The 13,314-nt window shown below is 43.2% G+C and carries 12 protein-coding genes and 1 riboswitch; all 12 genes read left to right on the forward strand.

The genetic code is table 11. The features are described 5' to 3' along the window. Window positions 1-11: 11 nt before the first annotated feature. The gene (locus tag J7I96_RS14490; RefSeq protein ID WP_214771125.1) at window positions 12-2,366 is read left to right on the forward strand and encodes an endonuclease MutS2; all 2,355 of its coding nucleotides are present in this window, start codon (window positions 12-14) and stop codon (window positions 2,364-2,366) included. Window positions 2,367-2,431: 65 nt separating this feature from the next. Then, window positions 2,432-2,839 carry a DUF350 domain-containing protein gene (locus J7I96_RS14495; protein WP_034309012.1) on the forward strand — a complete coding sequence of 136 codons (408 nt, stop codon included), beginning with the start codon at window positions 2,432-2,434 and terminating at the stop codon, window positions 2,837-2,839. A 157-nt stretch (window positions 2,840-2,996) separates the two neighbouring features. Next, window positions 2,997-3,209, forward strand: coding sequence for a GNAT family N-acetyltransferase (locus J7I96_RS14500; protein WP_311315234.1), 213 nt, complete (start codon window positions 2,997-2,999; stop codon window positions 3,207-3,209). A gap of 788 nt (window positions 3,210-3,997) precedes the next feature. Beyond that, on the forward strand, window positions 3,998-5,698 hold the full coding sequence (locus J7I96_RS14505; RefSeq protein ID WP_214925910.1) for a long-chain-fatty-acid--CoA ligase: 1,701 nt from the start codon (window positions 3,998-4,000) through the stop codon (window positions 5,696-5,698). 83 nt (window positions 5,699-5,781) lie between these two features. Further along, complete coding sequence (locus J7I96_RS28425) at window positions 5,782-5,904, forward strand: hypothetical protein (RefSeq protein ID WP_262983582.1); 123 nt, start codon at window positions 5,782-5,784, stop codon at window positions 5,902-5,904. Further along, a complete protein-coding gene (locus J7I96_RS14510; protein WP_214771132.1) occupies window positions 5,901-6,482 on the forward strand; it encodes a fatty acid metabolism transcriptional regulator FadR in 582 nt (193 codons plus the stop codon). Before J7I96_RS28425 ends, J7I96_RS14510 begins: the two co-directional genes overlap by 4 nt. Before the next feature lie 132 nt (window positions 6,483-6,614). Next, a complete protein-coding gene (locus J7I96_RS14515; RefSeq protein ID WP_214771135.1) occupies window positions 6,615-7,388 on the forward strand; it encodes an enoyl-CoA hydratase in 774 nt (257 codons plus the stop codon). Window positions 7,389-7,510: 122 nt separating this feature from the next. Then, window positions 7,511-8,284: an electron transfer flavoprotein subunit beta/FixA family protein gene (locus J7I96_RS14520; protein ID WP_214925912.1), complete on the forward strand. Its 774-nt coding sequence runs from the start codon at window positions 7,511-7,513 to the stop codon at window positions 8,282-8,284. 69 nt (window positions 8,285-8,353) lie between these two features. Then, the gene (locus tag J7I96_RS14525; RefSeq protein ID WP_214925915.1) at window positions 8,354-9,331 is read left to right on the forward strand and encodes an electron transfer flavoprotein subunit alpha/FixB family protein; all 978 of its coding nucleotides are present in this window, start codon (window positions 8,354-8,356) and stop codon (window positions 9,329-9,331) included. 201 nt (window positions 9,332-9,532) lie between these two features. Then, window positions 9,533-9,853 carry a thioredoxin gene (gene trxA / locus J7I96_RS14530; RefSeq protein WP_328113193.1) on the forward strand — a complete coding sequence of 107 codons (321 nt, stop codon included), beginning with the start codon at window positions 9,533-9,535 and terminating at the stop codon, window positions 9,851-9,853. 103 nt (window positions 9,854-9,956) lie between these two features. Further along, entirely contained in the window at window positions 9,957-11,729 is a 1,773-nt protein-coding gene (gene uvrC / locus J7I96_RS14535; protein ID WP_214771141.1) for an excinuclease ABC subunit UvrC, read from the forward strand. 61 nt (window positions 11,730-11,790) lie between these two features. Beyond that, window positions 11,791-11,967, forward strand: a riboswitch (Lysine riboswitch). A gap of 89 nt (window positions 11,968-12,056) precedes the next feature. Further along, entirely contained in the window at window positions 12,057-13,289 is a 1,233-nt protein-coding gene (locus J7I96_RS14540) for an aspartate kinase (protein ID WP_048689012.1), read from the forward strand. Window positions 13,290-13,314: the final 25 nt, after the last annotated feature.

Below are 13,314 nucleotides of genomic sequence, written 5' to 3' on the forward strand. Positions count from 1 at the left end.
GCTTTCACTCCATGCATAATAAAGCTTTAAAGACATTGGAATTTCATAAAATAAAAGAACAATTAATCTCACACGCTTCCTCATCCATAGGAAAAGAGAAGGCAGAGCAATTGATGCCTTCCACGGATTTTGAAGAAGTGTCGAGATGGCAGGAAGAAACGGATGAGTCAGCCAAAATCGTCCGGTTGAAAGGTAACTTGCCATTGGGCGGAATTTTCGATATCCGACCACATGCAAAAAGGGCACAGATTGGCGGTATGCTCTCACCGATGGAACTGATGGAACTTGCGAGCACGATTCGTGCCGGCAGGATCCTCAGCCGCTTCTTCGAAGAACTGGCAGAGCAGGAGATTGATGTTCCGCTTTTAGCCGAATATATCGATTCCCTTCATCCATTGATTGATTTGCAGCAGGAAATTACGTATGCAATAAGCGAACATGGCGAAGTGATGGATTCTGCCAGCGACAAGCTTCGTACTCTAAGAAACCAAATTCGGACGAACGAAAGTCGCGTCAGGGAAAAACTGGAAAGTATGATCCGTTCTTCCAATGCAACAACAATGTTATCCGATGCCATCATCACCATCCGGAATGACCGATTCGTCATCCCGGTTAAACAGGAATACCGCAGTGTGTATGGCGGGATCATTCATGATCAATCATCATCAGGGCAGACGTTGTTCATTGAGCCGCAGGCAATCGTTCAGCTGAATAATGTCCTGCAGGAAACCCGAGTGAAGGAAACGCAGGAAATAGAACGGATATTGGTCGAACTATCGGAAAAAGTCGGTGCGTTCACCCCTGAATTGCTTCATAATATCAAAGTGCTGGCACAAATCGATTTCCTTGTCGCCAAGGCAAAATATGCGAAAGCGATAAAAGGATCCAAGCCGATTCTGAATAATGAGGGGCGCGTAAAATTATTCAAAGCGAAACACCCGCTCATTCCGAATGATGTCGTCGTGGCCAATGATATTTTTCTTGGTGATGAATTTACGACAATCGTCATCACCGGTCCGAATACAGGTGGTAAGACGGTTACCCTGAAAACGATTGGCCTCTGTACGTTAATGGCCCAGTCCGGTCTGCAGATCCCTGCGCTGGATGGTTCCGAAACGGCTGTGTTTTCCTCTGTTTATGCCGATATTGGCGATGAACAGTCGATTGAACAAAGCTTAAGTACATTCTCTTCGCATATGGTCAATATTGTCGATATCCTTAAGCATGTCGATTATGACAGTCTTGTTTTATTCGATGAGCTTGGAGCGGGAACTGACCCACAGGAAGGTGCAGCTCTGGCCATTTCCATTTTGGATGAAGTGTATAAGCGCGGAGCACGTGTGATTGCAACGACACATTACCCGGAATTAAAAGCGTATGGATATGATCGGGAAGGCGTCATTAATGCAAGCGTCGAATTTAATGTGGAAACCTTGAGTCCCACCTATAAACTATTAATTGGTGTACCAGGCCGGAGTAATGCGTTTGAAATTTCCAAGCGCCTTGGTTTGGAAGAAAACGTGATCAGCAACGCCCGCAGCCATATTGGCGAGGATACGAATAAAGTTGAAAATATGATAGCGTCCCTTGAAGACAGCCGCAAGAAGGCTGAAGAAGAGGAATTGGAAGCCAAGAATCACCTGAAACAGGCGGAAATTCTTCATAAAGACCTTCAAAAGCAAATTGATGAGTACCATCAAGAACGGGATGCCATGGTTGAAAAGGCAGCTAAAGAGGCAGCGGCAATCGTTGAAAATGCACAAAGGGAAGCGGAAGCGATCATTGCAGACTTACGTAAACTGCGACTTGAAAAGCATGCCGATGTTAAAGAGCATGAACTGATCGATGCCAAAAAACGGCTTGAAGAAGCAGCGCCTAAAGTGAAAAAAACAACAAATAAAGCTGCGAGGCCGCTGGATAAAAGCTTGAAACCTGGAGATGAAGTAAAGGTCGTAAGCTTTGGTCAAAAAGGTCACTTGATTGAGAAGGTCTCAAATAATGAATGGCAGGTTCAGATCGGCATCATGAAAATGAAAGTGAAGGAGTCTGACCTGGAATTCATCAAGAGCACAAAAGTAAAAGAAACAAAGCCGCTTACCACGATCAAAGGCCGCGATTATCATGTTAGCGTCGAACTTGACCTTCGTGGAGAACGCTTCGAAAATGCCATATCAAGAGTGGAAAAATACGTTGATGATGCTCTTTTGGCCGGTTATTCGAGTGTCTCCATCATTCATGGTAAAGGGACGGGTGCTCTTCGGTCCGGGGTCCAGGAATACTTGAAAAATCACCGCTCTGTCAAAAGGATTCGCTTCGGCGAAGCCGGTGAAGGCGGAACAGGTGTTACGGTGGTGGAATTTAAATAAAGGAAAGCGGTCATTCCGGCAATTCAGCCAAGCCGGGTGGCTAGTTACCATTCGGGAGTTGGACCATGGAGAATATGTGGGAAAATGAATATGTATATATAGCTGCTCGTTACAGTGTCGTTATTCTGTGCATGATTGTTTTTTTAGCCATTTTTGAACTTGTCACAAAGTACAAGAACTGGGAGGAGATCAAACAGGGAAACCTTTCTGTCGCGTTGGCAACAGGTGGTAAAATTTTTGGGATCGCCTATGTATTCCAACAGTCCATTCTCCATCAGAATTCGCTTCTTACCATGATTGGCTGGGGCGTCTACGGTTTTGTCCTGCTGTTGATCGGTTATTTCATTTTTGAATTTATGACTCCTGGATTTAAAATAGATGAAGAAATACAAAAAGATAATCGGGCAGTTGGATTCCTATCGATGATCATATCAATCGCATTATCTTTTGTCATCGGCGCCGGAATTTCTTGATGCCCTTCATGAGAGGGAGTAAGCTGTGGAGAAACTTGCAAAAGTCTTAATCGTTTGTTGCGGAATCTTTTTTCTGTTTGGAATCATTTATATGACATTGTTCAACTGAAGCGGCCAGTGTGCCGCTTCTTTTATTTGGTTCTATGAAGGTGGAACCGTGACAGCAAGTGGACTGGGTGTATTGGAAGACGAATACATAGGCCTGTACAATATCATTACCCATGATAATTTTCGAAATCAAGGCAATGGTGCAATTCTCATTCGTAATCTATTGCATTGGGGTAAAGAAAATGGAGCAAAAAAAAGCTTAACTTCAGGTGATAGAAACGAATGCACCTGCTTTAAGCTTGTACGGGAAATTAGGATTTGAAGAAAAATATAAGTATTGGTATAGAATTAAAACCAAGAAGTAGAACGCCTTCTTTCAGTAGACGACAAAAGAGGATTGGAATGCTCTCACCCCGATCTGTGAAATTTGAACGTTGATTTCCACTCCAGGCACTCGCTTTCCGCGGGCGGTCGGGGAGCCTCCTCGGCTTGCGCCTGCGGGGTCTCCCTAGACACGCTTTTCCCGCAGGAGTCTCGTACCTTACGTTCCAATCACTGGAACTTTTTTGAAAGAAAAAAAATGAGGGGAAAAGGGTTGTTTACATTCTGATAGGAGTAGAACGCCTTCTTTCAGTAGACGACAAAAGGAGGATCGGAATGCTCTCACCCCGATCAGTGATCATAAAGAAAATTTGAATATCCTTTATGTTTTTTTACTTGATTAAATGAATGAACCTCTCTAGATGGAAGAAATCTGCGACACTCCTGCCGAATAACTGGCTAGCCGAGACCCCGCAGGCGCTTGCGTCGAGGAGGCTTGGCAGACAGTCGGCGGAAAGGGAGCGGATTTCTGAAATCAGCTGGAACTTTTTTAAAAGAAAAAAATGATGATAAAAGGGTTGTCTACATTCTGAAAGGAGTATAACCACTCTTTTTTTTGTTTCCCTTTTTATATGTTTCATCCAACATTCCCTGTAGTTGGATAAGATATATATACTATCCAGCTTTTCATCATAAGGTCTTTATACTCTTAAATTCGGCAATTGTAAGAAAATCCCGATTGTATTATAATGATTAAGAGTATTGAGAATATTCAGAAGGAGGGGGCAAATGAGCAATAAGCCATGGCAAGCTATTTATCCGGAACAGATACCAGCTGTTTTGTCGTACGAAGATAAACCTCTTTATTCTTTTTTAAAGGAATCAGCCGAAGAATTCCCTGATAAAGTATCGATTCATTTCCAGGGAAAAGAATTAACTTTCCGGGAAGTGCATGAATCTGCTTTAAAGTTTGCAGCCTATTTAAAAAGTATCGGACTTCAAAAAGGTGAACGCGTTGCCATCATGCTTCCTAACTGCCCTCAGGGTGTCATAAGCTTTTTTGGGATATTGATGGCCGGAGGAGTCGTGGTTCAAACGAACCCAACCTATACAGAACGTGAATTAGAATATCAAATGAAAGATTCCGGAGCGAAAATGATTTTAGCGATGGATATTTTATTCCCCCGTGTTTCTGCAGTGGCATCAAGAACGGATATAGAACATATAATTGTAACCGCTATCAAGGAATATTTGCCATTCCCGAAAAATCTTATCTATCCTTTTATTCAAAAAAAGCAATACGGCATTGTCATCAATGTGGAGCATGAAGGGAATCATCATTTATTTTCCGAAATCATGAAACGGAAGATCACTGAAGAAATCGGCACCGTATCGATCGATGTCAATAATGACCTTGCCCTTTTGCAATATACAGGTGGGACAACTGGCTTTCCAAAAGGGGTCATGCTTACTCATAAGAACTTGCTGGCCAATACGAAAATGTGCAATGCATGGCTTTATAAAAATAAGCGCGGTGAGGAAAGGATCCTTGCGATTCTGCCTTTCTTCCATGTGTACGGTATGACTACGGTCTTGGTTCTTTCCGTCATGGAAGGGAACACCATGATCATCATGCCGAAGTTCGATGTCGAAGCGACGCTTAAAACCATCCAAAAACAGAAACCGACGATGTTTCCAGGAGCGCCAACGATGTATATCGGCCTCTTGAACCATCCGGATATCGCTAAATATGATCTATCTTCCATCAATGCCTGTATTAGCGGTTCTGCATCATTGCCCTTGGAGGTTCAAGAGCAGTTTGAGAAAATTACCGGCGGGAAGCTCGTTGAAGGCTATGGACTTTCAGAAACCTCACCTGTGACACATGCAAATTTCATTTGGGATCAGCCGCGTGTAAAAGGTAGCGTTGGACTGCCATGGCCGGACACTGACTCGGCGATTCTGTCCCTGGAAACCGATGAAGAGCTTCCTCCGAATGAAATAGGCGAGATTGCCATAAAAGGACCGCAGGTAATGAAAGGTTATTGGAACCGTCCGGATGAAACGGAAAAAACCTTTAAAAATGGCTGGCTGCTTACTGGCGATCTGGGTTATATGGATGAGCAGGGGTTCTTTTATGTCGTCGAGAGGAAAAAGGATACAATCATTGCAGGCGGTTTCAATATATATCCACGTGAGGTGGAAGAGGTGCTATACGAGCATGAGGCCATACAGGAAGTAGTTGTGGCAGGCATCCCTGACCCATATCGAGGAGAGACCGTCAAGGCCTATGTCGTCCTGAAAAAGAATGCCAGGGTCACTGAAGAGGAATTGAATGAATTTGCCAGAAAGAACCTGGCTTCGTATAAGGTTCCGCGAAGCTATGAATTCAGGGATGAACTTCCTAAAACGACGATAGGAAAGATCCTGAGGAGAGTCCTTATCGAGGAAGAAAAGAAAAAAATATCCGAGGAAAGAAAAGAAGCTTAAACAAGCACCCCCTTTTAACGGAGCAGCGGAAGAGGGCTCCGTTTTGCAGAACAGCTGGACAAGCTATGGATGGTGGCTGTACAATGAACAGAAGTGAAATGTCAGGAGCCTTATATAAGGTTTTGCTTGACAGTAAAGGGTCGTCATTTTATGATAGAAATATGAATGATGGTTCATTCATTTTTCTGAAAGGGGACATCCAGTGAAAAGCAACAGACCAAAGTATAATCAAATTATTGATGCGGCCGTTATCGTCATTGCCCAAAACGGTTACTATCAAGCCCAAGTATCCAAAATCGCCAAACAGGCAGGCGTAGCGGATGGCACCATTTATCTTTATTTTAAGAATAAAGAAGATATCTTAATATCATTATTCCATGAAAAGATGGGCTATTTTGTGGAACAGATCGAAGAAGAGATAAAAGGAAAGACCACTGCTTCGGAAAAATTGCATGTGCTCATCCAAAAACATTTTCAAAACCTTTCAGAAGACGTGAATTTAGCAATTGTCACTCAGTTGGAATTAAGACAGTCGAATAAAGAATTGCGCCTTAGGATTAATGATGTGTTAAGAGGGTATTTAAATTTAATCGATCAGATCATTATAGAAGGAAAAGAGAACGGCGAATTCCTGCCTGATTTAAATAATTTACTTGCCAGGCAGATGATTTTTGGAACGATTGATGAAACTGTGACGACTTGGGTCATGAATGAGCAAAAGTATTCGCTTCCTGACCTTGCACCAGACGTTCACCGCCTGCTGATTGGCGGCTGTGGCCTCTAAAAGTTAACGATTTAAATAGAGGATGGCTAGCCATCCTCGAAAGAATCGGTTAATTCAGCTTCCAGCTTTAACCGGAAGTGATACATATAGAATTATCAAAAAAGTTTGACTAGCATGCCTGGAGGGATTGATATGGAATATCTTAAGCTTTCTGTCGAAAATCATGTGGCTTTTATAACGATTGATCATGCACCAGCAAATGCACTTTCCTCGGCTATCATCGGAGAGCTTTCACAGGCATTCGATCAAATTGTGAAAGACGAAGCCGTACGGGTTGTCCTTCTTCATGGTGAAGGAAGATTCTTCTCTGCAGGAGCGGACATTAAAGAGTTTACGGAAGTGAAAAACGGGAAAGCTTTCGAGAAGCTGACCAAGAATGGTCAATCTGTATTTGAGAAAATCGAATCTTTTCCAAAACCGGTCATTGCAGCCATCCATGGAGCGGCGCTTGGCGGAGGATTGGAGCTGGCTATGGCCTGCCACATCCGCTTAGTCACCGAAAGGGCTAAACTTGGTTTGCCTGAGCTGCAGTTGGGATTGATCCCCGGATTTGCTGGGACCCAACGTCTTCCTCGTTACGTAGGCATGGCAAAGGCAGCTGAAATGCTGTTTACAAGTGAACCGATTTCAGGCACCGAAGCCGTGCAATGCGGATTGGCGAATCATGCCTTCACGGATGAAGAACTGATTCCAAAAGCTAAGGATCTAGCTAATAAAATTGCCAAGAAGAGCCCACTGGCATTAAAGTCGGCCATTGAGTTATTGAATTATTCCAAGCATGATTCCTACCATAAAGGTGTGGAAAGGGAAGCTGCCCTCTTTGGCCAGGCTTTCGATACTGCTGATGCACAAGAAGGAATCGCCGCTTTCATTGAAAAAAGGGAAGCTGTATTCAAAGGGAAATGATGTTTCGGTTTAAATAACTATTTTTATATATCATGCAGGATTTTGGTGAAATCTGTAGAACATTACTATATATCAATAAAATTCATAATCTTCAAAACTCAAATTATTCGGGAGGTATTATCGTGAACATTTATGTACTGCTGAAAAGAACATTTGATACAGAAGAAAAAATTACACTATCCAACGGGGAAATCAATGAGGATGGAGCAGAATTCATCATTAATCCATACGATGAGTATGCAGTTGAAGAAGCAATCCAGGTGCGTGATGCACAAGGCGGCGAAGTGACGGTTATATCCGTCGGAACGGAAGAGGCTGAAAAGCAATTACGCACAGCGCTGGCAATGGGTGCTGACAAAGCTGTATTGATCAATATAGAAGACGACATAGAAAATGGCGACCAATTCACGACTGCCAAAATTATTGGCGAATACTTAAAAGATAAAAATGCCGATCTAATCATTGCAGGGAACGTTGCAATCGATGGCGGCTCTGGTCAAGTTGGACCACGCGTTGCCGAAATTTTAGGAATTCCTTATATTACAACCATTACTAAATTGGACATAGAAAATGGAAATGTAAGCGTTATCCGTGATGTCGAAGGGGACTCCGAAACGATCGAAGCCTCTCTTCCATTATTGGTGACAGCGCAGCAAGGGCTAAATGAGCCACGTTATCCTTCATTGCCAGGAATCATGAAGGCGAAGAAAAAACCGCTTGAGGAATTGGAATTGGATGACCTGGACTTGGAAGAGGACGATGTTGAGGCCAAAACGAAAACGATTGAAATTTACCTTCCTGCTAAAAAAGAAGCTGGAAAAGTTTTGGACGGAGAAATCAGTGCTCAAGTTACCGAGCTTGTTCAATTATTACGCAGTGAAGCAAAAGTGATTTAATCGAAACGGTACTTTTCAAAACAACAACACACGACAAAAAGAAAAATAGTGCACAGGAGGTTTTTATAAATGGCTAGAAAGTTTCTTGTATTGGGCGAAGTTCGTGATGGTTCACTAAGAAATGTATCATTTGAAGCTATCAGTGCGGCTAAGCTTGCAGCGGATGGCGGGGAAATCGTTGGTGTTTTAGTCGGTGACAGTGTTCAGGATTTCGGTAATGAATTGATTCAGTATGGTGCAGACCGGGTTATTGCAGTCGAAAATGATCAATTGAAACAATATACTTCTGATGGATATGCGCAAAGCTTGCTTGCCGTCATCGAGCAGGAAAAACCGGAAGGGATTTTCTTTGGACATACAGCCTTAGGAAAAGACCTTGCACCTAAATTGGCTGGAAAACTTGAATCAGGATTGATTTCCGACGTTACATCCATTGAAGAGGAGGGCGGAAATATCGTTTTCACCCGCCCGATATACTCTGGTAAAGCATTTGAAAAGAAAATCGTTACAGATGGCGTTATTTTCGCGACAATCCGTCCGAACAATATCGAACCATTAGCGAAAGATGAGTCACGCTCTGGTGATGTTTCTACTTTAAGTGTGGATATTAAGGACTTACGGACAATCATTAAGGATGTTGTTAGAAAAGCCAGTGAAGGGGTCGACCTTTCAGAAGCGAAAGTAATCATCGCGGGTGGCCGTGGCGTGAAAAGTGAAGATGGTTTCGAACCATTAAAGGAACTGGCACAGGTTCTTGGCGGAGCGGTAGGAGCTTCCCGCGGAGCATGTGATGCAGACTATTGCGATTACTCATTACAAATCGGGCAAACGGGTAAAGTCGTTACACCTGATCTTTATATCGCCTGCGGAATTTCCGGTGCGATCCAGCATTTAGCGGGAATGTCCAACTCCAAGGTTATCGTTGCCATCAATAAAGACCCGGAAGCTAACATATTCAATGTGGCTGATTATGGAATTGTCGGAGATCTTTTCGAAGTCGTTCCATTACTTACGGAAGAATTCAAAAAACTTAAAGTTAACGCGTAATAGAAATAATACAGATGAGGGGCAAGACATTCGGCATAAGCCGATACATGTCTTGCCCCTTTGTTTGCGCTAATGTGGAGGGTTTTTTGCCTGCATAGTTACTTTTTTTTTGGACATCCTACCACTGAAGCAAAATATTAGCATCGATTTGAGCAACAGTGGTATACTGTTTTTAGTTATTTGAGTAAATTTGAGGAGGAAATATATATGGCTATTGTAAATGCAACTGACCAAACTTTCACAACAGATACTAGCGAAGGTGTCGTTCTTGTAGACTTTTGGGCTCCATGGTGCGGACCTTGTAAAATGATCGCTCCTGTTCTTCAAGAGCTTGATACTGAAATTGGCGATACAGCAAAAATCGTAAAAGTGGATGTAGATGAAAACCAAGAAACAGCTGGGAAATTCGGTGTGATGAGCATCCCGACATTAATCGTCCTTAAAGACGGTGAAGTGGTCGATAAGGTTGTTGGTTTCCAACCTAAAGAAGCACTTGCTGAACTTATTGCAAAACACGCGTAATAGTAAGTTAGCTAAAAAAAGCTTCAAGTCTGCGGACTTGAAGCTTTTTTCGCTATCTTGATATATAATGATTGTAAAAATGGGAGAACAGGAGGCTGAATGCATGAATCAACAAATAAAGAATAAACTTGCCCTTCTTCCCGATCAACCTGGTTGTTATTTAATGAAAGATCGTCAGGGAACGATCATATATGTAGGCAAAGCGAAAGTGTTGAAAAATCGTGTCCGTTCTTATTTTACGGGATCTCATGATGGGAAAACATTTCGACTCGTGAACGAGATTGAGGATTTCGAATACATCGTCACCTCTTCCAATATCGAGGCTCTTATTTTAGAGTTGAACTTAATCAAAAAACATGACCCAAAATATAATGTCATGCTAAAGGATGATAAGACGTATCCTTTCATCAAGCTGACTGCGGAACGCCACCCGCGTCTAATCATTACGCGAAAAGTCAAAAAAGACAAAGGGAAATATTTCGGTCCCTACCCGAATGCATTTGCAGCTAACGAAACGAAAAAATTGCTCGACCGCATCTATCCCCTAAGAAAATGCAATACGTTACCGGATCGCGTTTGTCTCTACTATCACCTTGGTCAGTGCCTGGCCCCATGTGTATATGATGTAGAGGAACAGGAATATAAAAAAATGGTCGATGATATCAACCGGTTCTTGAACGGCGGGCATACTGAAATAAAAAAAGAACTGACTGAAAAAATGTTGGAGGCATCGGAAGAACTCGATTTCGAGAGGGCTAAGGAGTTCCGTGACAAGATTGCCCACATCGATATTACGATGGAGAAGCAGAAAATGATGACGACCGATTTCATCGACAGGGATGTATTTGGCTTTGCCTATGATAAAGGCTGGATGTGCGTTCAGGTATTTTTTGTCCGGCAGGGTAAATTGATAGAAAGGGATGTTTCGCTTTTTCCGGTCTACGATGAACCCGAACAGGAACTTCTTACATTCCTCGGTCAGTTTTACGAGATTACGAACCACTTTAAACCAAAGGAAATCTTGCTGCCTGAATCTGTGGATGCCGAAATGGCCGAAGGGCTGCTTGGTGTCAAAACGATTCACCCAAAACGGGGAGCGAAAAAAGACATGCTTAAATTGGCGAATGAAAATGCCTCCATCGCCCTTAAGGAAAAATTCTCTTTGATTGAAAGGGATGAAGAAAGAACGATCAATGCGGTGGAAAACCTCGGGAAACAACTGGGTATCTACACCCCGCATCGAATTGAAGCTTTCGATAACTCCAATATCCAGGGAAGTGACCCAGTTTCCGCTTTAGTCGTGTTCATTGATGGGAAGCCGGAAAAAAGGGAGTACCGAAAATATAAGATCAAGACGGTTCAGGGACCGGATGATTATGAATCGATGCGTGAAGTGGTCAGAAGAAGGTATTCAAGAGTATTGAAAGAAGGACTGCCGCTTCCGGACTTGATCATCATTGATGGCGGAAAGGGACATGTCGAAGCGGTGCGGGATATTCTGGAAAATGAATTAGGCTTGGATATTCCACTTTCAGGCCTCATTAAGGATGAAAAGCATAGGACCTCGCAATTGATGATCGGAAATCCGCTTGAACTTGTACCTCTTGATTCAAGGAGCCAGGAATTTTACCTATTGCAAAGAATTCAGGATGAAGTGCATCGGTTCGCGATTACGTTCCATCGCCAGCTACGCGGGAAAAATGCGGTTCACTCCCAGCTTGATGATATTCCAGGAGTCGGGGAAAAACGAAGGAAGCAATTATTAAGGCATTTTGGATCATTGAAGAAAATCAAAGAGGCGACGGCCGAGGAAATCATGGAAGCTGGCATGCCAAAAGGGGTAGCCGAGGGAATCGTTAGAAAATTACAAGAATAATCTTGCTACCGATAAATCTCTATGCTATGATTAAAAGGAATTTTTAACTAGACAACTTAAAAGTGCTGATAGAGGTGCGGAATTCAAGAGTAAAAACCTGGAGAAGTATGAGCTTCCATGAAAGGTTTTGAAAGGGGACGCCGCCGAAGGAAGACAAGACTCATACCTTGTCCTCCTGGTCCGACATTTAATAAATGGCGGATTGTCAGGGTTTATACCTTGGAGAGCTATCTCACTGTGATTACAGTATTAAGATATGTGACCACAGCAATGAGATATTTCTCATTGCTTTTTTTATTGCCTAAAAAGTAGAGAGGGTGCATGAGGATGGCATTAATCGTTCAAAAATTCGGCGGAACATCCGTCGGTAGCGTAGAAAAAATCAAAAATGTTGCCAATCGGGTAATCGAGGAAGCGGAGAATGGAAATGAGGTTGTCGTCGTTGTCTCAGCTATGGGGAAAACAACGGACCAATTGGTTTCCATGGCACGTGATATTTCCGGATCCCCGAGCAAGAGGGAAATGGATATGCTTTTGACGACTGGGGAACAGGTAACGATTTCCCTGTTAACGATGGCATTGATTGAAGAAGGACATGAAGCCATTTCGTATACTGGCTGGCAGGCAGGCATGCAAACGGAATCCGTTCATGGGAATGCCCGGATTTTAAACATCGATGCCACGAGGATCCAAGCTCAGCTTCAGGAGAAGAAAATAGTGGTCGTAGCCGGTTTCCAGGGTAACGATGCAAATGGGGAAATCACTACCTTAGGGAGGGGCGGATCCGATACGACGGCTGTAGCCATCGCTGCGGCGCTGAATGCGGATAGATGCGATATTTATACAGATGTAACGGGTGTTTTCACAACGGACCCACGCTACATAAAAGGCGCGCGAAAACTCCAATCCATTTCTTACGATGAAATGCTGGAACTTGCCAACCTGGGGGCGGGCGTCCTTCACCCAAGGGCTGTCGAATATGCAAAGAATTATCAAATTCCGCTTGAAGTCCGTTCAAGCATGGAGAGAGAATCAGGTACGATCATAGAGGAGGAAGCAACTATGGAAGAAAACTTAATTGTACGCGGCATTGCTTTTGAAGACAGTATTACGAGGGTCACAATATATGGTTTGCCCCAATCACTTGGTGCATTATCCACAATCTTCACGACGCTTGCGAAAAACCGGATCAATGTGGACATCATCATTCAAAGCATGACTGCCGAGGATACGACGAATCTATCTTTTTCCACAAAAAGTGAAGATACGGAAGCGGCCTTGATCGTGCTGGAAAATAATAAAGAACAATTGGGGTTCGACCGGGTCGAAACGGAGAGCGGGTTGGCCAAAGTGTCCATCGTCGGTTCTGGTATGGTATCCAATCCGGGAGTGGCTGCCGAAATGTTTGAAGTGATGGCCAATACAGGCATCCAGGTGAAAATGGTCAGCACATCGGAGATTAAAGTTTCGACCGTCGTCAATGAAAAGGAAATGGTGAAGGCGGTTGAATCCCTTCATGAAGCATTTAAACTCGGTCAGCATGCTAATGTGCTAGCTTAAGTGTCAGGAGTCCAATAAAAAAACA

The sequence above is a fragment of the Bacillus sp. ISL-78 genome, assembly GCF_018613455.1.
Taxonomy (GTDB): Bacteria; Bacillota; Bacilli; order Bacillales; family DSM-1321; genus Peribacillus; species Peribacillus frigoritolerans.

Coding starts and splice junctions, on each gene's coding strand:
- J7I96_RS14490 (WP_214771125.1), top strand. CDS start 12: ATGCATAATAAAGCTTTAAAGACATTGGAATTTCATAAAATAAAAGAA.
- J7I96_RS14495 (WP_034309012.1), top strand. CDS start 2,432: ATGGAGAATATGTGGGAAAATGAATATGTATATATAGCTGCTCGTTAC.
- J7I96_RS14505 (WP_214925910.1), top strand. CDS start 3,998: ATGAGCAATAAGCCATGGCAAGCTATTTATCCGGAACAGATACCAGCT.
- J7I96_RS28425 (WP_262983582.1), top strand. CDS start 5,782: ATGAACAGAAGTGAAATGTCAGGAGCCTTATATAAGGTTTTGCTTGAC.
- J7I96_RS14515 (WP_214771135.1), top strand. CDS start 6,615: ATGGAATATCTTAAGCTTTCTGTCGAAAATCATGTGGCTTTTATAACG.
- J7I96_RS14525 (WP_214925915.1), top strand. CDS start 8,354: ATGGCTAGAAAGTTTCTTGTATTGGGCGAAGTTCGTGATGGTTCACTA.
- uvrC (WP_214771141.1), top strand. CDS start 9,957: ATGAATCAACAAATAAAGAATAAACTTGCCCTTCTTCCCGATCAACCT.
- J7I96_RS14540 (WP_048689012.1), top strand. CDS start 12,057: ATGGCATTAATCGTTCAAAAATTCGGCGGAACATCCGTCGGTAGCGTA.